General features: G+C 55.8%; 19 protein-coding genes. 9 read left to right on the top strand and 10 right to left on the bottom strand.

Annotation, left to right across the window (positions count from 1 at the left end):
* The first annotated feature begins 64 nt into the window (after positions 1-64).
* From adk to Q5705_10050, 5 genes are all read left to right on the top strand, one after another.
* Entirely contained in the window at positions 65-709 is a 645-nt protein-coding gene (adk, locus tag Q5705_10030; GenBank protein ID WLI78849.1) for an adenylate kinase, read from the top strand.
* A gap of 113 nt (positions 710-822) precedes the next feature.
* On the top strand, positions 823-1,785 hold the full coding sequence (gene hemH / locus Q5705_10035) for a ferrochelatase (GenBank protein WLI78850.1): 963 nt from the start codon (positions 823-825) through the stop codon (positions 1,783-1,785).
* A 63-nt stretch (positions 1,786-1,848) separates the two neighbouring features.
* Positions 1,849-3,153, top strand: a complete 1,305-nt coding sequence (locus Q5705_10040; protein WLI78851.1) for an inosine/guanosine kinase — start codon at positions 1,849-1,851, stop codon at positions 3,151-3,153.
* 174 nt (positions 3,154-3,327) lie between these two features.
* On the top strand, positions 3,328-3,576 hold the full coding sequence (locus Q5705_10045; protein WLI78852.1) for a helix-turn-helix domain-containing protein: 249 nt from the start codon (positions 3,328-3,330) through the stop codon (positions 3,574-3,576).
* Positions 3,577-4,899, top strand: coding sequence for a type II toxin-antitoxin system HipA family toxin (locus Q5705_10050; protein ID WLI78853.1), 1,323 nt, complete (start codon positions 3,577-3,579; stop codon positions 4,897-4,899). It abuts the gene before it with no gap.
* A 106-nt stretch (positions 4,900-5,005) separates the two neighbouring features.
* Here the strand turns inward: Q5705_10050 and ybaL are convergent, their stop codons facing one another.
* On the bottom strand, positions 5,006-6,682 hold the full coding sequence (gene ybaL, locus Q5705_10055) for a YbaL family putative K(+) efflux transporter (GenBank protein ID WLI78854.1): 1,677 nt from the start codon (positions 6,680-6,682) through the stop codon (positions 5,006-5,008).
* Positions 6,683-7,131: 449 nt separating this feature from the next.
* Here ybaL and ushA point away from each other — a divergent pair, with 449 nt between their 5' ends.
* Positions 7,132-8,784, top strand: a complete 1,653-nt coding sequence (gene ushA, locus Q5705_10060; protein ID WLI78855.1) for a bifunctional UDP-sugar hydrolase/5'-nucleotidase UshA — start codon at positions 7,132-7,134, stop codon at positions 8,782-8,784.
* A gap of 4 nt (positions 8,785-8,788) precedes the next feature.
* Here the strand turns inward: ushA and ybaK are convergent, their stop codons facing one another.
* From ybaK to Q5705_10080, 4 genes are all read right to left on the bottom strand, one after another.
* Complete coding sequence (gene ybaK, locus Q5705_10065) at positions 8,789-9,268, bottom strand: Cys-tRNA(Pro)/Cys-tRNA(Cys) deacylase YbaK (protein ID WLI78856.1); 480 nt, start codon at positions 9,266-9,268, stop codon at positions 8,789-8,791.
* A gap of 75 nt (positions 9,269-9,343) precedes the next feature.
* On the bottom strand, positions 9,344-10,153 hold the full coding sequence (locus tag Q5705_10070; protein WLI78857.1) for a TraB/GumN family protein: 810 nt from the start codon (positions 10,151-10,153) through the stop codon (positions 9,344-9,346).
* Between the two features lie 85 nt (positions 10,154-10,238).
* Positions 10,239-12,737 (bottom strand): copper-exporting P-type ATPase CopA, encoded by a 2,499-nt coding sequence (gene copA, locus Q5705_10075; protein WLI78858.1) that lies wholly within the window; start codon positions 12,735-12,737, stop codon positions 10,239-10,241.
* Between the two features lie 187 nt (positions 12,738-12,924).
* Positions 12,925-13,221 carry an NINE protein gene (locus Q5705_10080; GenBank protein WLI78859.1) on the bottom strand — a complete coding sequence of 99 codons (297 nt, stop codon included), beginning with the start codon at positions 13,219-13,221 and terminating at the stop codon, positions 12,925-12,927.
* Between the two features lie 206 nt (positions 13,222-13,427).
* Here Q5705_10080 and cueR point away from each other — a divergent pair, with 206 nt between their 5' ends.
* Positions 13,428-13,838 carry a Cu(I)-responsive transcriptional regulator gene (gene cueR, locus Q5705_10085; protein WLI79004.1) on the top strand — a complete coding sequence of 137 codons (411 nt, stop codon included), beginning with the start codon at positions 13,428-13,430 and terminating at the stop codon, positions 13,836-13,838.
* Positions 13,839-13,841: 3 nt separating this feature from the next.
* Here the strand turns inward: cueR and Q5705_10090 are convergent, their stop codons facing one another.
* From Q5705_10090 to tesA, 5 genes are all read right to left on the bottom strand, one after another.
* Positions 13,842-14,300 carry an NfeD family protein gene (locus tag Q5705_10090; GenBank protein ID WLI79005.1) on the bottom strand — a complete coding sequence of 153 codons (459 nt, stop codon included), beginning with the start codon at positions 14,298-14,300 and terminating at the stop codon, positions 13,842-13,844.
* Positions 14,300-15,214, bottom strand: coding sequence for an SPFH domain-containing protein (locus Q5705_10095; protein ID WLI78860.1), 915 nt, complete (start codon positions 15,212-15,214; stop codon positions 14,300-14,302). Before Q5705_10095 ends, Q5705_10090 begins: the two co-directional genes overlap by 1 nt.
* An 83-nt stretch (positions 15,215-15,297) precedes the next feature.
* A complete protein-coding gene (locus Q5705_10100; GenBank protein WLI78861.1) occupies positions 15,298-16,152 on the bottom strand; it encodes a co-chaperone YbbN in 855 nt (284 codons plus the stop codon).
* Positions 16,153-16,212: 60 nt separating this feature from the next.
* Positions 16,213-16,983: an SDR family oxidoreductase gene (locus tag Q5705_10105; protein WLI78862.1), complete on the bottom strand. Its 771-nt coding sequence runs from the start codon at positions 16,981-16,983 to the stop codon at positions 16,213-16,215.
* Between the two features lie 28 nt (positions 16,984-17,011).
* Positions 17,012-17,635 (bottom strand): multifunctional acyl-CoA thioesterase I/protease I/lysophospholipase L1, encoded by a 624-nt coding sequence (tesA, locus tag Q5705_10110; protein WLI79006.1) that lies wholly within the window; start codon positions 17,633-17,635, stop codon positions 17,012-17,014.
* Here tesA and ybbA point away from each other — a divergent pair.
* Both ybbA and ybbP read left to right on the top strand, forming a co-directional pair.
* Positions 17,606-18,292 carry a putative ABC transporter ATP-binding protein YbbA gene (gene ybbA / locus Q5705_10115; protein ID WLI78863.1) on the top strand — a complete coding sequence of 229 codons (687 nt, stop codon included), beginning with the start codon at positions 17,606-17,608 and terminating at the stop codon, positions 18,290-18,292. The genes tesA and ybbA overlap by 30 nt on opposite strands.
* Positions 18,289-20,703, top strand: coding sequence for a putative ABC transporter permease subunit YbbP (gene ybbP, locus Q5705_10120; GenBank protein ID WLI78864.1), 2,415 nt, complete (start codon positions 18,289-18,291; stop codon positions 20,701-20,703). Before ybbA ends, ybbP begins: the two co-directional genes overlap by 4 nt.
* The last annotated feature ends 40 nt before the right edge of the window (positions 20,704-20,743 follow it).

Below are 20,743 nucleotides of genomic sequence, written 5' to 3' on the forward strand. Positions count from 1 at the left end.
CGTCTTGATGTTATCTTTTAGCGCTTTTTGAAAAATTGAACCAACATTTGAGGGGATTTTCGCAATGCGTATTATTCTGCTGGGCGCTCCGGGCGCAGGTAAAGGAACTCAGGCGCAGTTCATCATGGAGAAATACGGTATTCCGCAAATCTCTACCGGTGACATGCTGCGCGCTGCTGTTAAATCGGGCAGCGAGCTGGGCAAACAGGCTAAAGACATCATGGATGCGGGCAAACTGGTTACTGACGAACTGGTTATCGCGCTGGTGAAAGAGCGTATCGCGCAGGAAGATTGCCGTAACGGTTTTCTGCTCGACGGCTTCCCGCGCACCATCCCGCAGGCGGATGCGATGAAAGAAGCGGGCATCAACGTTGATTACGTTCTTGAGTTCGACGTGCCGGATGAGCTGATTGTCGATCGCATCGTGGGTCGCCGCGTACACGCCGCTTCGGGTCGCGTTTACCACATCAAATTCAATCCGCCGAAAGTGGAAGGTAAAGACGACGTGACCGGCGAAGCGCTGACCACACGTAAAGACGACCAGGAAGAGACCGTGCGTAAACGTCTGGTGGAGTACCATCAGCTGACTGCGCCGCTGATCGGCTACTATCAGAAAGAAGCTGAAGCGGGCAACACTCAATACGCCAAAGTGGACGGCACCAAAGCCGTTAGCGATGTGCGTGCCGAGCTGGAAAAAATCCTCGGCTAAGTGTGCTCCTCCCCGGCGTCCTGTCGGGGAGAGCCCGGCAATCACAGCAATTGGTTTCGTTCAGACGCATATCGGCTACAATCATCAACCAGTTAAATGGTTAAGAGGCGCGAATGAGTCAGGCAAAAACGGGCATTTTGTTGGCCAATCTTGGCACCCCCGATGCACCCACCCCCCAGGCAGTAAAACGTTATTTACGCCAATTCCTCAGCGATAAACGTGTGGTTGATACCCCGCGCGTGCTCTGGTGGCCTTTGCTGCGCGGTGTGATCCTGCCCATTCGTTCTCCTCGTGTGGCGAAACTCTACCAGTCGGTATGGATGGAAGAGGGTTCACCGTTAATGGTTTACAGCCGCAGGCAGGAGAAGGCGCTGGCGGCCCGCTTGCCGGATGTCCCCGTTGCGCTCGGCATGAGCTACGGTTCGCCGTCACTGGAAAGCGCGGTTGATGCGCTACTGGCGCAAGATGTCGAGCATATCGTCGTGCTGGCGCTCTACCCGCAATACTCCTGCTCGACGGTTGCGGCGGTATGGGATGAGCTGGCGCGCATTCTGGCGAAAAAGCGCCATATTCCGGGCATCTCCATGATTCGCGACTACGCAGACGATACGGATTACATCGCGGCGCTGGCGAACAGCGTGCGGGCTTCTTTTGCCCAACATGGCGAGCCGGATCTGCTGCTGCTGTCTTATCACGGCATTCCGCAGCGCTATGCCGCAGAAGGGGATGATTACCCCCAGCGCTGTCGCGACACCACCCGCGAGCTGGTCTCGGCCCTCGATCTGCCGCCAGAAAAGGTGATGATGACTTTCCAGTCACGCTTTGGGCGCGAGCCGTGGTTGACGCCGTACACTGACGAAACGCTGAAAATGCTCGGGGAAAAAGGGGTGAAACATATTCAGGTGATGTCGCCAGGCTTTGCGGCGGACTGCCTGGAAACGCTGGAAGAGATTGCCGTACAGAACCGCGAGTTCTTCCTCGAAGCCGGTGGGGAAAAATATGAGTACATCCCCGCGCTGAACGATGCCCCGGAACATATCGAGATGATGGTCAACCTGACGGCGAAATATCGCTGATCGCCGCCCGGGCTGAGAGTGTGTTAACATTCACAGCCCGAATGTACTGCACGTAGCACAATCATGAAATTTCCCGGTAAACGTAAATCCAAACACTATTTCCCCGTTAACGCCCGTGATCCGTTATTGCAGCAAATCCAGCCAGAAAGCGAAAACGGCACCTGCTGGGTAGTCGGTATCGACCAGACGCTGGTGGATATCGAAGCGAAAGTGGACGATGCGTTTATCGCACGTTTTGGCCTGAGCGCCGGGCACTCGCTGGTCATTGCCGATGATGTTGCCGAAGCGCTGTACCAGGAGTTAGTTCGCGAAAACCTGATTACCCATCAGTTTGCCGGCGGCACGATTGGTAACACGTTGCACAATTATTCCGTGCTGGCAGACGATCGCTCCGTATTGCTGGGCGTGATGTGCGACAACGTGCAGATCGGCGGTTACGCTTACCGCTATCTCTGTAACACCTCCAGCCGTACCGATTTGAACTACCTGCAAGGCGTGGAGGGCGCAATTGGCCGCTGCTTTACGCTAATCAGCGACAGCGGTGAACGTACCTTTGCCATCAGTCCCGGCCATATGAACCAGTTGCGCCCGGAAAGCATCCCGGAAGCGGTGATTGCGGGCGCGTCTGCGCTGGTACTCTCCTCCTATCTGGTGCGTTGCAATCCTGGCGAACCGATGCCGGAAGCCACCATGCAGGCGGTGACTTATGCAAAAAAACATAACGTGCCGGTGGTGCTGACGCTGGGCACCAAATATGTCATTGCCGATAACGTGCCGTGGTGGCGCAATTTCCTGAAAGAGCATGTGTCGATTCTGGCGATGAACGAAGAGGAAGGCCATGCGCTGACCGGCGAGAGCGACCCGTTGCTGGCGGCGGATAAGGCGCTGGACTGGGTCGATTTGGTGCTGTGCACCGCAGGCCCGATTGGATTGTATATGGCGGGCTTTACCGAGGATGAAGCGAAGCGTAAAACCCAGCATCCGCTGCTGCCCGGTGCCATTGCCGAGTTCAACCAGTACGAGTTCAGCCGCGCGCTGCGCCATAAAGATTGTGAACATCCGCTGCGCATTTATTCGCACATAGCGCCATATATGGGCGGGCCGGAAAAGATCATGAACACCAACGGCGCGGGCGATGGTGCGCTGGCCGCGTTGCTGCATGACATTACCGCTAATAACTATCACCGCACCAACGTGCCGAACTCCAGCAAGCATAAATTCAACTGGCTCACCTACTCGTCGCTGGCGCAGGTGTGTAAATACGCCAACCGCGTCAGTTACCAGGTGCTGAACCAGCATTCGCCGCGCTTAACCCGCGGTCTGCCGGAGCGGGAAGACAGCCTCGAAGAGGCGTACTGGGAGCGTTAAGTTCACGGGGATGATTAGCAAACGAGCTGGTATAGCAGTGCTTACCAGCTTTTTTTATGCGCAATTCTCCATAAACGCAGTATTATGCGCTAATGCACATAAATTTGATTTTATGCGCTATCGCGCATAAATTGAGTTTTACGCGTGAATGGACATAAAAGTGGTGGAGGAAAAATGAAGATCACTTCCCCGGAACAACTAGCAATTTTTCTGAAAGATGCCAGAAAAAAAGAAAAATTACCGCAGGACCAACTGGCAGAAAAAGTTGGGCTGCGGCAGGAAACTATCTCCAAATTTGAAAATAGTCCGGCGAAAACTCAGGTCGAAACCTTATTCAAAATCCTGTCGGCAATGAATATGGAGCTTCATCTGGAAAAGAGAAGCGAAAATTCGACGACGCAGGCCTGGAAAGAGGAGTGGTAAATGAAAGGCTTGTCTGTGTATATGAATGGCTACCTGGTTGGGTCATTAATGCAACAAAATAGCGGCGCAAACACTTTCCAGTATCACTCTGACTGGCTGCAAACGGCAGGCGCGCGTCCCATATCACTTTCAATGCCATTACGCAAAGCGGAATACGCAGGCGAAGTAGTGTTCAATTTTTTCGATAATCTATTACCCGATAACCGTGAAATCCGCGAGAGGATTGCTCGCCGTTATCAGGCTAACTCGCTCCAGCCGTTTGATCTGTTATATGAAATCGGTCGCGATTGTGTCGGTGCGTTGATTCTTCAACCGCCGGAAGAGGCAATACAGAATATTGAGCGGATCTCGGGCGAAGTTCTGGACGATAACCAATTGGGTGAAATTCTCGCGGGTTACTTGAGTACTTCCCGTTATCTGCAACAAGAAAGTCGAGATTTTCGTATTTCAATTGCCGGGGCGCAGGAAAAGACCGCGTTATTGCGTTATCAGGATTGTTGGCAGATCCCAACAGGCGTTACACCTACCACACATATTTTTAAATTGCCTGTGGGGGAGATCCAAAGCCATAGCTATAAGCTTGATCTTCGCGAAAGCGTTGAGAATGAGTGGCTGAGCATGCTGCTGGCTGACCTTTATGGAATGGCTGTGCCGGAGTGTGAAATCATCACAACTCCACAGACTCGCGCTCTTGCGGTAACACGCTTTGACCGTCGTTTCGTAAGTGGTAACCGTTGGATTGCCCGGCTTCCGCAGGAAGATATGTGCCAGGCTCTGGGCTACCCGCCAACGAAAAAATATGAGAGTGACGGCGGGCCAGGCATTTTTGAAATTATGCGTTTTTTGTTGGGTTCTGACCGTGCGGAACAAGACCGGGAAAATTTTATGCGCTCGCATATTCTGTTCTGGTTACTTGCTGCCAGCGATGGGCATGCAAAAAATTACTCCATTTTCATACTGCCCGGCGGCGGATATCGTCTTACGCCTTTCTATGACATTTTGTCTTGTTACCCATTAACTGGCGGCCACGGGCTGGCAAGGCAAGATATCAAGATGGCGATGGCGCTACATTCTTCTGGTAAAAATGGCAAAAAATATAACTGGAATATGATTTATCCGCGCAACTTCCTGGCAACGGCAAAAAAGTGCGGGTTCAGCGAAGAGCGTATGGCGGCGTTGTTAACTGCGTTTCACGACAAGACTCCCGCAGTGATCGCAGAAGCGCGTCAGCGGTTGCCTGCGGGATTTCCAGTACATATTAGCGAGGCGATTTTTGACGGTGTGCAGCAGGCGGCTCGCCGTCTGAGAGGAGATGCGAGTTAGTGCTGGACTTTCCGACCCTACCCATCTTTGCCGGATATGTTGCCCGGTGGCGCTTCGTTTACCGGACCTACGGAAGTTGTAGGCCCGGCGATTAAAACAAAGCTATTTAACCCGTTACCGCCTCTTCCACTGGCGGTTTCTCCAGCAGCGTCAGCATGGTGTTGGCGATCTCGCGTTCGCCCATCACCACCTGGTTTGCGCCGCGCTCGGTAATGTAATCCACCTCATCGTCGTAATGTGCACGGGCGATAATCTCAATATGTGGGCATTTCTCGCGGGCGCTAGCGACAATTTCACCGGCCTCGTAGCCGTTCGGAATGGTCAGCAGCAACCAGCGGGCACAGTCCAGATGCGCCAGATTCATGATCTCTTCATTGGCGGCATTGCCCAGCACCGCGCGAATACCGCGCTCGCGCAGTTCGTCGACGCGGGTACGCGACGTTTCAATGACCACCAGCGGAATTCCCTGCGCCAGCAGTTTTTCACCCAGCAGGCTGCCAACGCGGCCAAAGCCGACCAGCAACGCGTGGTTGCAGATATCCACTGGGATCTGCTTCTCTTCTTCAATCGCCTCTTCCAGGGTCTGCTCTTCCAGCGTCTCAGTTTTATCGAGGTATTTTTCCAGCAGAGTAAACAGGATCGGGTTGAGCATAATCGACAAAATTGCCCCGGCCAGCACCAGGTTTTGCCCGGCTTGCGGCAGCAACTCCAGCGACATCCCCAGCCCCGCCAGAATAAAGGCGAACTCACCAATTTGCGCAAGACTGGCAGCAATGGTCAGCGCTGTGCGCGGCGAATGGCCGAACATCCGCACCAGCAAAAACGCCGCCGCCGATTTGCCGAAGATAATAATCGCCAGCGTAGCCAGCACCGCCAGCGGCTGCTCAATCAGGATTAACGGATCGAACAGCATCCCGACGGAGACAAAAAACAGCACCGCAAACGCATCGCGCAGCGGCAGCGTGTCGTGCGCCGCACGGTGGCTCAGCTCGGATTCGTTCAGCACCATCCCGGCGAAGAACGCGCCAAGGGCGAAGGAGACATCAAACAGTTCCACTGCGCCAAAGGCGATACCCAGCGCCAGCGCCAGCACCGAAAGGGTAAATAACTCGCGCGAACCGGTTGCGGCGCTGCGGGCCATAATCCACGGGACCAGGCGGCGACCGACCAGCATCATAATGGCGATAAACGCCACCACTTTGCCGATAGTTATCCCCATATCCAGCGCCAGCGTCGCCAGCCCGACATTGCCTTTTTCTAACATACTGGCGACCGCAGGCAGCAGCACCAGCGTTAACACCATCACCAGATCTTCAACAATCAACCAGCCAATGGCGATTTGCCCGCGCTGGCTATCAATAAGTTGCCGCTCTTCAAGGGCGCGCAGCAGCACCACCGTACTGGCGGTGGAAAGACAAAGCCCAAAGACGATACCGGTCATCAGCGACCAGCCAAGTATTGCGGAGAGCGCCATACCCAGCAGCGTCGCAACGGCGATTTGCGCTATCGCGCCGGGAATGGCGATGGCCTTTACCGCCATCAAATCCTTGAGAGAGAAATGCAGCCCAACGCCGAACATCAGCAAAATAACGCCTAATTCGGCGAGTTCCGGCGCGAGCTTGGTATCCGCCACAAAACCTGGCGTAAACGGCCCGGATAACACACCTGCTAATAAATAGCCCACCAGAGGAGAAATGCGCAGTTTGTTGGCAATCATGCCGAGGATAAAAGCGAGCACAAGCCCGCCGACAATGGTGGTGATAAGCGGTGTGGCGTGATGCATTCCGTCTCCTTTCGTTGCTACGTGGATCCCACGGTCAATGACCGATAGCTGAGTTACAGTTTATGACAATTTTCACTATTACGTTTATGAATAATTGTTGAATTATGAAGAAAACAGCAATCTGGATGAAAAAAATCGTCAAGCGGGTCATCCGTAACATAAATCATGTATCAGGCGCAGTTAAACAGGAGAGTCGCGTGAGCATTAAAGGTGTTTGCTCGTCAGGAAACCGCGATTAATGACAACTATCTGCATGAATATCGTCCTCATCCACGTTAACCACAAGAAAGCATATCTTTTACCTGCTCAACCAACCTAACGGCGTACCGGCTCCGGTTTAAAATAGCGAAGCGGAATGTTTAACGGATCTCACCGGTACCAGAAGCTATTTGTCTATTATTGTTGAGCGCTGTATTTTCACTTTTTATTACTGGGTCAGGGAGAGAAGCATGAGTTTGTTGAAGAAAGGCATTACGCTGGGGCTGCTGGCGGCAATGGGGCTGGTTAGCCTCCAGGCGCAGGCGTATGAGCAGGATAAAACCTATAACATCACCATCCTGCATACGAACGATCACCACGGTCATTTCTGGCGCAGTGACTACGGCGAATATGGGCTGGCAGCGCAAAAGACGCTGGTCGACGGTATTCGTAAAGAGGTCGCGGCTGAAGGCGGAAGCGTATTGCTGCTCTCCGGCGGCGATATTAATACCGGCGTGCCGGAATCGGATTTGCAGGATGCAGAACCCGATTTTCGCGGTATGAACCTGATTGGTTATGACGCGATGGCGGTCGGCAACCATGAATTCGACAATCCGCTGAGCGTGCTGCGCCAACAGCAAAAGTGGGCCAAATTCCCGTTCTTATCCGCCAACATCTATCAAAAAAGCACCAATGAGCGGCTGTTTAAACCGTGGATGATATTCAATCGCCAGGGGCTGAAAATCGCGGTGATTGGCCTGACAACTGACGACACGGCCAAAATTGGTAACCCGGAATTTTTTACTGATATCGAATTTCGAAAACCTGCCGTTGAAGCGAAGCTGGTGATTGAGGAGCTCAATCAGAATGAAAAACCGGATGTGATTCTGGCGACTACGCATATGGGCCATTACGACAACGGTGAACATGGTTCAAACGCGCCGGGCGATGTTGAAATGGCGCGTAGCCTGCCGAAAGGGGCGCTGACCATGATTGTGGGTGGTCACTCACAGGATCCCGTTTGTATGGCCTCCGAAAATAAAAAACAGGTCGATTACGTTCCCGGCACACCGTGCGCCCCGGATCAGCAAAATGGCATCTGGATTGTTCAGGCGCATGAGTGGGGCAAATATGTGGGCCGCGCGGATTTCCAGTTCCGTAACGGCGAGATGAAGCTGGTGCGTTATCAGTTAATCCCGGTCAACCTGAAGAAAAAGGTGACCTACGATAACGGCAAAAGCGAGCGCGTACTCTATACGCCAGAAATCACCGAAAATGCCCAGATGCTCTCCCTGCTTACGCCGTTCCAGAACCGTGGCAAAGCGCAGTTAGGCGTGAAAATCGGTAACACTAACGGCCATCTTGAAGGCGATCGCAGCAAAGTTCGCTTTGTGCAAACCAATCTCGCGCGGGTGATCCTCGCGGCGCAAATGGCGCGTACCGGTGCCGATCTCGCCGTGATGAGCGGCGGCGGTATTCGCGACTCTATCGAGGCGGGTGACATTACCTATAAAGATGTGCTGAAAGTGCAGCCGTTTGGCAACACGGTGGCGTACGCGGATCTCACCGGCAAAGCGTTGACGGATTACCTGACCGCCGTCGCGCAGATGAAGCCAGACTCCGGCGCCTACCCGCAGTTCGCTAACCTCAGCTTCGTTGCCAAAGCGGGCAAGCTGAGCGATCTGAAAATCAACGGCGAACCGGTGGATGCAGCCAAAACCTACCGTCTGGCAACCTTAAGCTTTAATGCTACCGGCGGCGATGGCTATCCGCGTCTGGATGATAAAGCCGGCTATGTGAATACCGGCTTTATCGATGCGGAAGTGCTGAAAGAGTTCATCCAGAAAAATTCACCGCTGGATGTAAATGCTTACGAACCGAAAGGGGAAGTGAGCTGGCAGTAAAGGCTTAATCGCGGCGGGCGATATCGGCAAATTTCGCGTCCAGCATTTTTGCCAGATCGCTTGCCGCCAGTTCGATATCCAGCCCGCGCTTTCCGCCGGAAACGTAGATCGACGCGAAAGTTTCTGCCGGGGCGTCAATCAGCGTCGGCAGGCGTTTTTTCTGCCCCAGCGGGCTGATACCGCCAACCAGATAACCGGTGGTGCGCTGCGCGACCATGGGGTCGGCCATATCCACTTTTTTCGCCCCAAGCGCTTTAGCCACTTTCTTCAGATCCAACTGCCCGGCGACCGGCGTTACCGCCACGGCCAGGTGTTTCATATCCCCGTTGATGGCCACGAGCAGCGTTTTATAAACCTGATCGGCATTAAGCCCCAGTTTGCGCACCACTTCGTCACCAAAATTGGTTTCGTTCGGGTCGTGATCGTAAGTGTGCACCTGAAAAGGGATGTTGTTTTTTTCGAGTAACTTCACGGCGGGCGTCATAATCATCCTTCGTATAAAACGTTATCACGCGGCTAGCATACGCCTTCGCACAGCGGCGAAAATAGTACCATCTTGCTACGGAGCCATTTTTCCCCGCAGCAGGGCGGGTAAATTACCGTCGCCATACAGATGGAGCGCACCCGCGGCCACCACATAACGCCCAGGCGGCAGAGCGAATAAGTACTCACACCACGCCTGGTTGCGCTGATGCATCAACACCTCGTGCAGCGGCTGGCTGAAGGTTGACGGCAGCGCCAGGTTATCGCCGTGCGGCGGGGTCTCCAGCCACCAGCTCAGCATCACTTGCAGCAGGCGCGCATTTTCGTGCCAGTGGGTCAGCGTATCCTGTAGTAGCTCGTTACCCTCATCCGGCAACTGGCGCAAAATATCGAGCTGGCTGGTGGTGCCTTCCAGCTCCATCACCGGCACATTGAAACGCTGCGCAGCCTGTAACAATTGATAGTCGATGCCATACTCGGGCCGTAGCCCAAGGCGTTGGGCTTGTGTCGCCTGTAACACCAGCGCGATATGCCAGGCGGGACGCTGCGAAAAGGCCTCGCGGGTCAGGGAAAGGGTCTCCAGCGTGCGATCCAGTTCGCGAAGCAGATCGGGACTCAGGCGCTGCTCAAGCGGCTCTGCCGGGGGAAGATTATCGAACGGCGAGTCAGATCCGGCGATATCTGCTTCGACAATCAGCGCATCGGCGGCGCGCACTTTTTGCAGTAGCGCGTCCGGGAGCGGCGACATGCCGTGCGTGCCCATATGAATGCTGCCCACCAGATGAAGCTGGCGATCGCCGGGTAAAATGAGATCCAGCGCAGGCCACCGATAGTGGCGCTCACGAAGCGCGAGAAAAAAGGTTTTCAATTGTTGAAACAGGCTCATACGCGCTTCCAGGAAAGAAAAAAACCATGCTAACGCGCCTGCCCGGAAGGTGCAAACCCCGCCGGCGGTGCGGCGGGGTGAAGGGTTAGTCGCGGGGGGTAAAACGCAGTAACCGGTTGGCGTTGCTGACCACGGTAATGGACGAGAGCGCCATGGCTGCACCGGCCACCACCGGATTGAGCAGCGTGCCGGTAAGCGGCCAGAGAATGCCCGCGGCGATTGGGATCCCCAGCGAGTTATACACAAACGCCCCCAGCAGGTTCTGCTTCATATTGCGCAGCGTCGCTTTGGCAATCGCCAGCGCATCAGCAACACCCATCAAACTGTGGCGCATCAGGGTGATGGCGGCGGTTTCAATCGCGACATCACTGCCGCCGCCCATCGCGATGCCGACATCGGCTTGCGCCAGTGCGGGCGCGTCGTTAATTCCGTCACCCACCATCGCCACCTGGCGGCCTTGCTGTTGCAGCTTTTTAATCGCGTCGGCTTTACCATCCGGCAGGACACCGGCGATCACCTCATCAATACCGGCTTCTTTGGCGATCGCATTGGCGGTGGTCGGGTTATCCCCGGTCAGCATGACCAGGCGATAGCCCGCGCGATGCAGGCGTTGCAGCGCTTCAACGCTGTCTTCACGCAGCGGATCGCGAATGGCGAACAGCGCCAGCGCTTTGCCATCAAGCGCCAGCAATACCGGTGTTGCGCCAAGGTTTGCCTGCCTGGTAATTTCATCATCCAGTTCACGCGTATCAACCTGTTGCTCTGCCAGCAGTGCCTGATTGCCCAGCAGCACGCTGTGCCCGTCAATCTCGCCGCTGACCCCCAGCCCGCGCAGGGTGCGGAACTGGTTCACCTCAGGCAGCGCGTCATTTCCGGCTTTTTCCAGAATGGCCCGCGCTAATGGGTGGCTGGAGCCTTGCTCCAGTGCCGCGGCCAGGCGCAATGCGTCGGCTTCATCGCCGTCGAGCGTGGTGATATTGACCACTTCCGGTTTACCGCGCGTCAAAGTGCCGGTTTTATCAAACACAATCGTATCGAGCGTGCTGGCGCGTTGCAGTGCGTCCGCATCGCGTACCAGCACACCAAATTCTGCGGCGCGACCGACGCCAGAGATAATCGACATCGGCGTTGCCAGCCCCAGCGCGCACGGGCAGGCGATAATCAGAACGGTGGTGGCAATCACCAGCGTATAGACGATTTGCGGGGCCGGGCCGAAGAAGAACCAGATTGCGCCGCTGAATAGCGCAATGGCGACCACGACGGGGACAAACACCGCCGAGATACGGTCGGCTAGCTGACCAATTTCCGGTTTACTGCTCTGCGCCTGGCGCACCATGCGGATAATGCGCGATAAGGTGGTGTGGCTACCCACGGCGCTGGCGGTAAACAGCACGCTGCCGTCCTGCACCACCGTTCCGGCGTGGATGGCGTCTCCGGCACTTTTTTCCTGCGGCACCGGCTCGCCGGTCAGCATCGCTTCATCAAACCAGCCTTCGCCCTGGCTGATCTCTCCATCTACCGGAACGCGATCGCCGGTTGTCAGGCGCAGCGTCATACCCGGCTGCACCTCGGCCAGCGGTACGTTTTTTTCACCATCGGCGGTGACAATCCGCGCCGTCGGCGGGGTTAAATCGAGTAATCGTTCCAGTGCTTTTGATGAGCGCTGGCGGGCGCGGGCTTCCAGCATATGGCCAAGATTAATCAGGCCGATAATCATGGCGCTGGCTTCGTAATAGAGGTGGCGCGCTTCCATCGGGAACCACTGCGGCCAGAGGTTGACGCTCATCGAGTAGAGCCAGGCCGCACCGGTGCCAAGCGCGACCAGCGTGTCCATCGTGGCGGTTTTATTACGCAGGCTTTTCCACGCGCTGGTATAGAAGTGTCCCCCCGCTACCACCATCACCGCCAGGGTAATCAGGCCGATAACCAGCCACAGGGAACGATTGGCTTCGGTGACCATCATATTGTCGCCGATCATTCCCCAGACCATGATCGGCACGCCGACCAAGAGGGCAACAATGGCCTGCCAGCGAAAACGTTTCATCGTTGCAAGCGCGGTTTCCTGCTGGCGTTCGCGCCGTTTTGTATCATCTTCGATGGCTTCAGCGCCGTAGCCTGCCTGCTCGACGGCACTGACTAATTCTGCGGCGGGCGCACTGCCCATCACCAGCGCAGTGCGCTCCGCCAGATTTACCCGTGCCTGCGTGACGCCGGGCACTGCCTGTAAGGCTTTTTGTACCCGGGAGACACAACTGGCGCAGCTCATCCCGTTGATTAATAGCTGTTGGCTGTCGTCAAGGTCGTCCGCTGCCGGAAGCTCAGAAGTGGCCGCTGTCAGTGCTTCCGACGGGAGTGATGACTCTGCCAGCGGTTTAGCCTTTGGGTGGCTTACGCTCGCACCGTATCCGGCTTCCTGAATGGTGGCAATTAACGCCTCGGCGCTGGCGCTGCCCGTGACCTGAGCGTGCTCAATGGTGACATCGGCAGCATCAACGTCCGGGCGTTTTTCCAGACTCTCTTTAACGCGTTTAACGCAATGGCCACAGGAGAGGCCATCAAGGTTTAGCTCTATCGTGTGAGACATAGGTGATCTCCTTGTTGGTGACGCTTGAAGTATAACTGTGATGAAGCTTAAACCTTCCAGCGAGGGGAAGGTCAAGGTTTGAGATTAAGAATCTGTTGAGCGAGAGGTTGTATCTCAATTAGCGTTAAACACTCTAAATAGAAAACCCCGCTTTAGGCGGGGTCTGGCTTCTTACTGTAAGAAAGGCTCAGCCATATTTACGGGCAAATTCTTGATCTGAATTGCACAGATAAATAATAAATTCGATAAACGCAATGATTGCCGGAATACAGGTCCAGAAAAACAGAAGATAAAGGATCCCCTGGCCTGGCTTGCCTAAATAAAATTTATGTGCGCCGAAGCCGCCCAGGAAAAAAGCAAACAGCGCGGCTGAAATGCGGCTTTTCTTGCCGGTCGTGCTCTGCGGCGCGCCGCAGCTTGGGCAAGCGACAGCTTCTTTATGTATTTCCTTTCCGCAACCACGGCAAAATGCCATATCACTCATAAAAAGCTCCTGTGTGTAAATTATTGTCATTTTTTTGAAAATTCGGCGACATGTTATAGCGAAGCGGCAAGAGAGGTAAATAAAAATGCGTTAGCGGCAGGCATATATTTGTCTTGTGACATATCGATAATTTATATTGGTTGCCTGGCAAGAGTGCAGGCTTCACGCTCTATACTCTGTGCAACGCAATCTGAGGCTGGAAAATGATGAATATCAGCGATGTGGCAAAAAGAACCGGGTTAACCAGCAAAGCGATTCGTTTTTACGAAGAAAAAGGGCTGGTTACGCCGCCGCTGCGCAGTGAAAACGGCTATCGCAGCTACAGCCAGCAGCATTTAAATGAGTTGACGCTGCTGCGCCAGGCACGCCAGGTGGGGTTTAACCTGGAAGAGTGTGGTGAGCTGGTTACGCTATTTAACGATCCCGCTCGCCACAGTGCGGATGTGAAAGCACGCACCTTACAGAAAGTGGCTGAGATTGAACGCCATATCAGTGAATTGCAGCAGATGCGCGTGCAACTGTTGGCGCTGGCGGATTCCTGCCCTGGCGATGACAGCGCCGATTGCCCGATTATCGACAATCTTTCTGGCTGCTGCCATCACCACGCGAAAGGTTGATGGCTATTCGTTTACCGCTTTAATACGTAAGGTGATGCCTTCTACAGCAATCACCTCAACGCGCGTTCCGGCAGCGAGATCGTCTTCGGCGCTCACCGGCCATGAACTGTCGCCCACGCGCATATGACCGCGACCATTCACCAGCGCACTATCGAGCTGAAAACGGCGTCCCATCAGTTGCTGCCCGCGCAGGTTGAGCGAGGCGTCGGCGGGTTTTTGCTCTTTTACTCGTCCTGAAAGCCAGTGCCACCACAGCCAGGCGGCAAGCATCGTCAGCACGGCAAACAGCACGCCTTGCCACTCCCAGCTAAACGGAATGACCCATGCCAGCAAGCCGGTGACAACCGCCGCAACACCGCTCCATAACAGATAGCCGTTGCCGCCGAGCATTTCGGCGGCGAGCAGCAACCCGCCAAGCGTCAGCCAGGCGAGATAGGTATGATCAAGCAGCAGGGCGGCTATCATTTTTTACGCTCGCTGGCGCTGTCTTTCACCAGCTCTGCAATACCGCCGATCGCCCCCATCAGGCTGCTGGCATCCAGCGGCATCATCACCACTTTGCTGTTGCTTGCCGAGCCGATTTGTTGCAGCGCTTCGGTGTATTTCTGCGCCACGAAGTAGTTCACCGCCTGGATATCGCCTGCGGCAATGGCTTCAGACACCATCTGCGTGGCGCGGGCTTCTGCTTCTGCCGAACGTTCACGGGCTTCCGCCTGTAAAAATGCCGATTGACGTTCACCTTCCGCTTTCAGGATCTGCGACTGTTTTTCCCCTTCGGCTTTGAGGATCTCCGCCTGGCGTATCCCTTCAGCTTCAAGAATATAAGCACGTTTGGTACGTTCCGCTTTCATCTGCGCGTTCATTGAGGAGATCAATTCTGCCGGTGGGCGCACGTCGCGGATCTCGATACGGGTGACTTTCACACCCCAGGGATTGGTGGCTTCATCGACGATATGCAGCAGGCGAGTGTTGATGCTGTCGCGCTGGGACAGCATTTCGTCCAGCTCCATCGAACCGAGCACGGTACGAATATTGGTCATCGTCAGGTTTACGATCGCCAGCTCCAGATTGCTGACTTCATACGCGGCGCGTGGCGCGTCGATGACCTGAATAAAGCACACCGCGTCGATAGTGACGTTGGCGTTGTCTTTGGAAATAATTTCCTGGGAAGGGATATCGAGAACTTGTTCCATCATATTGATCTTGCGACCAATACGATCCATAAACGGCACCACCAGGCTCAGACCCGGTTGTAGCGTTCGGGTAAAGCGGCCAAAACGTTCCACTGTCCACTGGAAGCCCTGCGGTACGATTTTTACGCCGGAGATAACCACAACCAGCGCGACAAAGATAAGAACCAGAATGACGATTGGCATCAAAAAAACCTCCTGTTTAATTTGATGCCATCTTAGCCCGATTTGGCGGGCAAAACAGCCCGATCGCCAAATTTAGCGGGGGATTAATAGAGCAAAGAGTAAAGCTGGCGGCGGTATTTCGAGGCCAGTGCATCGCCGGTGCCGAGCGCGGCGAGGATCTCTTGCAGCATTTTGCGTGCTTCGCCGTTGGCGGCAGAGAGATCGTTACGCAGATGGCTGAACAGCAGCTCCAGCGCTTCTTCATTGCGCCCCACCTGGTGCAATTGCAGCGCCAGTTGTGTGGCCAGCAGTGCGTCCTGCGGGTTTTCCTCGACCTGTTTTTGCAACTGCTGGATTTCCGGCGTGTCGGCGGCTTTTTTCAGCAGCTCGATCTGCGCGACCAGCCCCTGATAACGGGTGTCCTGATCCTGCAATGGCACCGTTTTCAGTACCGTTTCGGCTTCATCGGCGCGGTTTAGCGCAATCAGCGTTTCTGCCAGCAGCAGACCGATTTCGCTGTCCTGATTTGAAAGCTGCCAGGCCTCTTTCAGCAGCGGCAGCGCCTCCGCGTGCTTGCCTTCCTGCATCAGTTGCATAGCCTCTTGCGCTTTCAGTTCCTCTTCACGCGGCAGCACTTTGTCGAGCAGCGCGCGAATGGCTTCTTCCGGCTGCGGTCCCTGGAAACCGTCGACCGGTTGACCATTCTGGAACAGATAAACGGTTGGAATGGCGCGCAGGCCAAACTGCGAGGCGACCATCTGCTCAGCGTCGCAATCCACTTTTGCCAGAATAAACTGCCCGTTGTACTGCGCGGCCAGGGTTTCCAGTACCGGCGTCAGTTGCAGGCAGTGTTGGCTGCGCTCTGACCAGAAATAGAACAGCACCGGCGTGGTCATGGATTGTTCCAGCACTTGTTGCAGGTTCGCTTCGGTAATATTGACGATATTCTGTACGGACATGGGGAATTCTCTGTTTTTCTGTTAAGTAGTAGAGATGGGGACAGGCGCTGTGCCTTCAACTCACCCCTGCAAAATTTTATCCATCATACGCCCCGGCAGTAGCCGCTTCATCAGGCTGACGGCCCAGGTCACCAGCGTGACCGGATAGCGCAATTTAGGATGGCGACTTTCAAAAGCATGGCGCACTTTGGCGACCACCGCCTCCGGCCCGAGAGTAAAACGTGAGGCGATACCGGGGTTTTCTATCGGTTTATCGCTTTGCATTTGGTTAACGTTGTCGAAAAAAGGGGTACGGATGGGGCCGGGCTCAATCAGGCTCACTTTGATCCCGGTGTGGCGCAACTCCATGCGCAGCGCATCTGACCAGGCTTCCAGGGCATATTTACTGGCGGCGTAGGCTCCGCGCCCGGGCGATGAAATCAGCCCCATCACCGACGAGGTCATCACAATGCGCCCTTCACCGTGGGGCAACATGGCGGGCAGTAAACGCAGGGTTAATTGATGAGTACCAAAAAAGTTGCTCGAAAACTGCCGCTCAAGCTGTTCGCGGCTGATGGAGGCCAGCAGGCCATAGACGCCATAACCGGCGTTGTTAAAGATCCCATACAGACGGTTTTCGCTCAGGGCGATCACCTGGTCCGCTGCGCGATCGACGCTCGCTGCGTCATCAAGATCGAGCAAAATCCCGGTAAAGCCTTCCCGATCCATACGGGCGACATCGTCGGGTTTTCGGCAGGCCGCCAACACGCGAAACCCCTGGCGCTTGAGCTCGCGTGCGCTTGCCAGACCGATACCGCTGGAACATCCTGTTATTAAGACCGTTTTTTGCATAACTTTACCTGGCGTCACGCCTGAACATTCAGGAGTCGTGATTAACTAAAGGAGCCAGTCGCGTGGCCATCCAGTCGGCAATAAATGGCTGGGCATCGCGATTGGGGTGAATACCATCATCCTGCATCCACTGCGGTTTCAGATAGACCTCCTCCATAAAAAATGGCAGCAGAGGAACATCCAACTCTTTGGCAAGTTTGGGATAAATGGCGCTGAACGCCTCATTATAGCGACGTCCATAATTCGCGGGCAGCCGTATTTGCATCAATAGCGGCTCGGCGTTGGCGGCTTTCACCGCCTGTAATACCTGGCGCAAGGTTTGTTCGGTCTGCTGCGGGGCGAAACCGCGCAAACCATCATTGCCGCCCAGCTCCACCAGCACCCAGCGTGGTTGATGCTCTTTAAGTAACGTGGGCAGGCGTGACAACCCCTGCTGCGAGGTGTCGCCGCTGATGCTGGCGTTCACCACTTTTGGCTGCTGTTGCCACTTATCATTGAGCAGCGCAGGCCAGGCGGTATTCGCCGCCATGCGGTAACCGGCGCTCAGGCTGTCGCCAAGAATCAGTAACGTGTCCGCCGCCGCGGCGCGAAAGGTTAACAAAAGCAAAAACAGGAAGGGCAAATGCCAGCGGAAAACATTGTTGAAGTTCATCATCTTAAGAAGTCCGTCGGTCAGGGGGAGCATGAACTCTCCATCCTTACCGGAGTTGAGCTTGTTGTCAAACCAGCCGAGACCATTGCGCTGATTGGCGAGTCCGGCTCGGGTAAGTCGACGTTGCTGGCGATCCTCGCCGGGCTGGACGACGGCAGTAGCGGGGAGGTGCACCTGCTCGGGAGGCCGTTACATGCGATGGATGAAGAAGCCCGCGCACAACTGCGGGCGCAGAATGTCGGCTTTGTCTTTCAATCCTTTATGTTAATTCCCACCCTCAACGCGCTGGAAAACGTCGAGCTTCCGGCGTTGCTTCGTGGCGAAAATAGCGCAGAAAGCCGCAACAGCGCGAAGGCGTTACTGGAAGAGCTGGGGCTGGGCAAGCGCCTCGATCACCTTCCGGCGCAGCTTTCCGGTGGGGAACAGCAGCGCGTGGCGCTGGCCCGCGCCTTTAATGGCCGTCCGGCAGTGCTGTTTGCCGATGAGCCGACCGGCAATCTCGACAGGCAAACCGGCGACAAAATTGCCGATTTACTCTTTTCCATGAACCGCCAGTTTGGCACTACGCTGCTGCTGGTCACCCACGATCCGCAACTGGCTGCGCGCTGTGACCGGCGTCTGCGGCTTCTCAACGGCGAACTGCGGGAGGAAGCATGATTGCCCGCTGGTTCTGGCGCGAGTGGCGCTCACCGTCGCTGCTGATTGTCTGGATGGCGTTAAGCCTCGCGGTGGCCTGCGTGCTGGCGCTCGGCAATATCAGCGATCGTATGGAAAAGGGGCTGAGCCAGCAGAGCCGGGAATTTATGGCCGGTGACCGCGCACTGCGTAGCTCGCGTGAAATCCCACAGTCGTGGCTGGATGAAGCACGCAAAAACGGGCTGAAAGTCAGCGAGCAGGTCAGTTTTAACACCATGACCTTTGCCGGCGACACGCCGCAACTGGCGAGCGTGAAAGCCGTGGATGATATCTACCCGATATATGGCGAATTGCAAACTCGCCCGGCCGGGCTGAAACCACAGGCGGGGACAGTGTTGCTGGCACCGCGCCTGATGGCGCTGCTTAATTTGAAAACCGGCGATACGATTGATGTCGGCGACGCCACGCTGCGCATCGCCGGAGAAGTGATTCAGGAGCCGGATTCCGGTTTTAACCCTTTCCAGATGGCGCCACGCTTATTAATGAACATGGCCGACGTGGCGAAAACCGGTGCTGTACAGCCGGGCAGCCGCGTCAGCTGGCGGGCGAAATTTGGCGGTACGCCTGCGCAATTAGAGGCGTATGAAAAATGGCTGTTGCCGCAGCTTAAACCCGAGCACCGCTGGTATGGCCTGGAGCAGGACGAAAGTGCGCTGGGGAAATCCCTGCAACGTTCGCAGCAGTTTTTACTGTTATCGGCGCTATTAACCCTGCTACTGGCGGTGGCTGCGGTTGCCGTGGCAATGAGCCACTACTGCCGCAGCCGTTACGATCTGGTGGCGGTTCTCAAAACCCTCGGTGCCGGTCGCGCGCAACTGCGTAAGCTGATTGTCGGCCAGTGGTTGATGGTGCTTGGTCTGGCGGTGATCGCCGGTGGCGCAATGGGATTACTGTTTGAAAAAGTGCTGATGGTGCTACTCAAACCGGTGCTGCCCGCCGCACTGCCGCCCGCAAGCGGCTGGCCGTGGCTGTGGGCCGTGGGCGCAATGGGGGTGATTTCACTGCTGGTGGGGCTGCGTCCGTACCGTTTGCTGCTGGCAACGCAGCCGCTACGCGTGCTGCGCCGTGATGCCGTGGCGAATGTCTGGCCGCTTAAGTTTTATATCCCGGTCATTTGTCTCGTCACCGTGCTGTTGCTGGCCTGGCTGATGGGCGGCAGCATGCTGCTGTGGGCGGTGCTGGCGGGCGCGGTGGTGCTGGCGTTTCTCTGCGGCGTAGCTGGCTGGTTGCTGTTAAATGTGCTGAAACGGCTGACGCTGAAAGCGTTGCCGTTGCGCCTTGCGGTGAATCGTCTGCTGCGCCAGCCGTGGTCGACGCTCAGCCAGCTCTCCGCGTTCTCTTTGTCCTTTATGTTGCTGGCGATGCTGCTGGTGTTACGCGGCGATCTGCTGGATCGCTGGCAGCAGCAACTGCCACCGGAAAGCCCGAACTACTTCCTTCTCAATATTGCCCCTGAACAGGTGACGCCGTTGAAAGCGTTTCTTGCCGATCACCAGGTGATCCCGGAATCCTTCTACCCGGTCGTGCGGGCAAGGATGACGCAGATTAACGGCCAGTCGACGGAGGGCAATCCCGATGAAGCGTTAAACCGCGAGCTGAATCTGACCTGGCAACAGCAGCGCCCGGATCACAACCCGGTGACCGCCGGACGCTGGCCGCCGAAAGCGGGGGAAGTTTCGGTGGAAGAGGGGCTGGCCGAGCGCCTTGGCCTGAAGCTCGGCGATACGGTGACGTTTATGGGCGATACGCAAGAGTTCAGCGCCAAAATCAGTAGCCTGCGCAAGGTGGATTGGGAGAGCCTGAGGCCAAACTTCTTCTTTATCTTCCCGCCGGGCGCGCTCGACGGCCAGCCGCAAAGTTTTCTGACCAGTTTCCGCTGGCAGAATGGCAACGGCATGTTGACGCTGCTTAACCGCGAGTTTCCCACCGTCAGCCTGCTGGATATTGGCGCAATTTTGAAACAGGTCGGCCAGGTGTTAGAGCAGGTGAGCCGGGCGCTGGAAGTGATGGTCGTGCTGGTAACTGCCTGCGGCGTACTGCTGTTACTGGCGCAGGTGCAGGTGGGAATGCGCCAGCGCCATCAGGAGCTGGTGGTCTACCGGACGTTGGGTGCGGGCAAGCGGTTGTTACGCACCACGCTGTGGTGTGAGTTTGCTCTGCTGGGTCTGGTTTCCGGGCTGGTGGCGGCGATCGGTGCGGAAACGGCACTCTTGATGCTGCAAACGCGCGTGTTTGATTTCCCGTGGCAGCCGGACTGGCGGCTGTGGGTAACGTTACCGCTGTGCGGTGCGCTGCTGCTCTCGTTGTGCGGTGGCTGGTTAGGTACCCGGTTGTTAAAAGGCAAAGCGCTGTTTCGCCAGTTTAGTGGTTAACCCTGCCTAAAAAAACACACCGGTAATTCAACCGGTGTGT

Origin of the sequence: Kosakonia sp. H02, from assembly GCA_030704225.1 — a bacterium.
In the GTDB taxonomy this organism is placed as follows: Bacteria; Pseudomonadota; Gammaproteobacteria; order Enterobacterales; family Enterobacteriaceae; genus Kosakonia.

Bases quoted from the DNA above. Each gene is read 5' to 3' on its own strand.
- adk (WLI78849.1), top strand. From the start codon at position 65: ATGCGTATTATTCTGCTGGGCGCTCCGGGCGCAGGTAAAGGAACTCAG.
- hemH (WLI78850.1), top strand. From the start codon at position 823: ATGAGTCAGGCAAAAACGGGCATTTTGTTGGCCAATCTTGGCACCCCC.
- Q5705_10040 (WLI78851.1), top strand. From the start codon at position 1,849: ATGAAATTTCCCGGTAAACGTAAATCCAAACACTATTTCCCCGTTAAC.
- Q5705_10045 (WLI78852.1), top strand. From the start codon at position 3,328: ATGAAGATCACTTCCCCGGAACAACTAGCAATTTTTCTGAAAGATGCC.
- Q5705_10050 (WLI78853.1), top strand. From the start codon at position 3,577: ATGAAAGGCTTGTCTGTGTATATGAATGGCTACCTGGTTGGGTCATTA.
- ybaL (WLI78854.1), bottom strand. From the start codon at position 6,682: ATGCATCACGCCACACCGCTTATCACCACCATTGTCGGCGGGCTTGTG.
- ushA (WLI78855.1), top strand. From the start codon at position 7,132: ATGAGTTTGTTGAAGAAAGGCATTACGCTGGGGCTGCTGGCGGCAATG.
- ybaK (WLI78856.1), bottom strand. From the start codon at position 9,268: ATGACGCCCGCCGTGAAGTTACTCGAAAAAAACAACATCCCTTTTCAG.
- Q5705_10070 (WLI78857.1), bottom strand. From the start codon at position 10,153: ATGAGCCTGTTTCAACAATTGAAAACCTTTTTTCTCGCGCTTCGTGAG.
- copA (WLI78858.1), bottom strand. From the start codon at position 12,737: ATGTCTCACACGATAGAGCTAAACCTTGATGGCCTCTCCTGTGGCCAT.
- Q5705_10080 (WLI78859.1), bottom strand. From the start codon at position 13,221: ATGAGTGATATGGCATTTTGCCGTGGTTGCGGAAAGGAAATACATAAA.
- cueR (WLI79004.1), top strand. From the start codon at position 13,428: ATGAATATCAGCGATGTGGCAAAAAGAACCGGGTTAACCAGCAAAGCG.
- Q5705_10095 (WLI78860.1), bottom strand. From the start codon at position 15,214: ATGCCAATCGTCATTCTGGTTCTTATCTTTGTCGCGCTGGTTGTGGTT.
- Q5705_10100 (WLI78861.1), bottom strand. From the start codon at position 16,152: ATGTCCGTACAGAATATCGTCAATATTACCGAAGCGAACCTGCAACAA.
- Q5705_10105 (WLI78862.1), bottom strand. From the start codon at position 16,983: ATGCAAAAAACGGTCTTAATAACAGGATGTTCCAGCGGTATCGGTCTG.
- ybbA (WLI78863.1), top strand. From the start codon at position 17,606: ATGCCAGCGGAAAACATTGTTGAAGTTCATCATCTTAAGAAGTCCGTC.
- tesA (WLI79006.1), bottom strand. From the start codon at position 17,635: ATGAACTTCAACAATGTTTTCCGCTGGCATTTGCCCTTCCTGTTTTTG.
- ybbP (WLI78864.1), top strand. From the start codon at position 18,289: ATGATTGCCCGCTGGTTCTGGCGCGAGTGGCGCTCACCGTCGCTGCTG.